Raw genomic sequence first — 2,421 nt, 5'->3', positions numbered from 1 at the left:
ATGGCAACCGAGTAGTAATCAGGACGCCCGACAGTCGTAAGCTTCTTCGCACGAAAGGAAATCTCAACAACGAGCTTGAGATCGCGGTGAAGGTCAGCCGCCGCCTGAGAGATAACCACGATATCGCAGGCAAGGCCGGAGCCCGAGGCGGTGAAATGCCGATGCTTACGCCAGAACGCCGAAACCAACGGCGAAATCTTATGAGACGTAGACCAGACGAGGGCGCACTCATCGACCACAAGAAGATCACCGGCCTGAATTAAACAAGTAGAATTGTCTGCCGTAACAGACTCGTCGCGGAGATCGGGAAACGAGCTATCGGAACAAAGAACATCTGTCGGAACAGACAGAACGGAGCCGAGCGACGACTGAGGAAGGCCCTCGTTCAGACAGTACTCGATAAACGATTGCTCATTGATCCCGGAAATGTTCGTGACTATTCTTCGACCAGACTTAAAAGCCGGAAGAATAACAAAGGCAACGACCTCGTATGTCTTCCCGGAACCGGGAAGACCAGTGTAACAAGTAATAGCCATGTTCACCCAAAGAACGGAATGCGCCTAATAAAGAAGCGACTAAGATACGCGGCCAAGATGATTCCAACGCCCTGCGAGAACTGGAAAGCATCGAGAAAGTACCAAGTACCCGAAGACAAAGAAGAAAGGACGGAACCAAGACCGCCGTCACCAGAAGAGAGGACGGGTATCTTTGAACTGACGTAGGAAATGGCCTGCGTACAAAACAAATAAAGCGCCGTGAACATCACGAACTTCACAAGGATCGCACGAAAAAGCCAAGACAGAGCGGACCACAAAGCGGAAAGAACGATAGCGTACATAAAACACCAACCGTCTGTACAGACACCTTATATAATGTCTGTACAGACGCCGCAAGAGTTAAGCTGAAAGAATTATGAGGACAGCGACGACCGCATAAACCGCGAGCGACAGAGCCGAAAGCTGAGGGCGAATCTTCTCTACAAGCTGACAATGAAAGTCAGAGGTAATCGTCTGGTCCCAGATATTAAGAGTAACAACGGGACAAACAGAAGAATGCGAAGGTACGGCGAAAGAACGAAGACCGGGGAATAGGTTGAAAACGGGTCCGATGATCTGATCAATAGTAGGCGAAGACGGATCACCCGGAGTAGAGACAGCCGGAGAGTCGAAAAAACCGGACTTAGAAAGCGACGAGGCAAGATCATCGGAAGCACTATCAGCCGCCGAGTCAGTGCCGGTGCCTGTAGCGGTGCCAGTGCCCGTAGCGGTGCCCGTTCCGGTAGCCGTGCCGGTTCCAGTCGCGGTGCCGGTTCCTGTGGCCGTTCCTGTGCCAGTCGACATATCGGCACCAGTGGAAGAAATACCACCAAGAGACACATCGCCCTGCACGGCCGGACTACCGTCCGCCGCCGTGCCAACGGTCCCAGGGTTAGAAATGGGAGTCACAGCGTCACCAACAGTAGGCATACCACCAGAAGCGGCAGCCGCAGCCGAGACATCATCACCAGTGATAGCATTAGAAGGATCGTAAGGGAGGCCAACGTAGCCAGGGCGAGCAGCGGCATCCTTCCACGCCTCGTTAGCAGCCTGAGCAACAACCGACGGATCAAGGCTAGCTGATGCGACTGAATCAGGAACGTCATTGGAAGCAGCGAACGGAGAAGAAGGCGCGGACCGAACGCCGTCGAGATCATCAGTAGAAGACGCAAGATAGTCAGGAAGATTTCCCGAATTCATACTCGTGCCGGTCTTAGGGTTAACCGAGTAATTACCATTGAGAGGAACCGGGGAAGAGTCGGGATAAACGCCATAGTTAGTATAAGGATAAGGCTGATCGCATGTAGGATATGAGTTCTTGCAACCTGGGGTCTGCTGTTCGCTTGTGCTGACCATAACATTACAGAGAGTGAAGTTAGGGCCATTAGGAGAACACTCAATGCCACGAAATGTAAGATTACTAGGAATCTTCAAGCCCGGAGCGACGCAAGCAGCAGCAGACGCGCAATGGTTAGTACCATCGGTATATTTACTATTAGTCGGAATACTGTCGGGAGGCGTGACTTTGCCATTACCGAAAGCCCAATCGTAGAGACCGCCAGCAGCTATCGAAACGGCACCAGAAACCCCCGCTTCAAGGGCAAGAGCGCCGATCGCACCGAGCCAACCGACCGGCGTACCGACAGCGAGGCCGACGACACCAGCAGCCGCAACACCTGACAGGACACCAGCAACGCCACGAACGGTAGAGGTGGCAACCGCAGCGGAACCGCCGGACGAAGAAACCTTGGCAGAGACAACAGAAGACAAAAGGTTGCCAACCTTACCATTGTAGCTACCAGAAAACGCCCAGGCACTCGAGGGAAGCAACAGCAGGAAGCAGCAAACAAGGACGAGAAGAGAACGCATAACGCACCAAAAAAAA

3 protein-coding genes are annotated in these 2,421 nt (G+C 53.0%); all 3 read right to left on the bottom strand.

Translation table 11 applies throughout. The features are described 5' to 3' along the window. The coding region (locus AA105894_RS09340; protein WP_267311486.1) for a zonular occludens toxin domain-containing protein at window positions 1–536 on the bottom strand (536 nt) is incomplete at its 3' end. 2 nt (window positions 537–538) lie between these two features. After that, window positions 539–838: a DUF2523 family protein gene (locus AA105894_RS15965; RefSeq protein ID WP_373316758.1), complete on the bottom strand. Its 300-nt coding sequence runs from the start codon at window positions 836–838 to the stop codon at window positions 539–541. A 58-nt stretch (window positions 839–896) separates the two neighbouring features. After that, window positions 897–2,421: hypothetical protein (locus tag AA105894_RS09335; protein WP_267311485.1), on the bottom strand; the 1,525-nt coding region annotated here is incomplete at its 5' end.

The organism is Asaia spathodeae NBRC 105894, from assembly GCF_025994195.1.
Taxonomy (GTDB): Bacteria; Pseudomonadota; Alphaproteobacteria; order Acetobacterales; family Acetobacteraceae; genus Asaia; species Asaia siamensis.
Note: the sequence above shows the minus strand (reverse complement) of the source record. Positions and strands in the feature narration are given on the sequence as shown.

Bases quoted from the DNA above. Each gene is read 5' to 3' on its own strand.
- AA105894_RS15965 (WP_373316758.1), bottom strand. From the start codon at position 838: ATGTACGCTATCGTTCTTTCCGCTTTGTGGTCCGCTCTGTCTTGGCTT.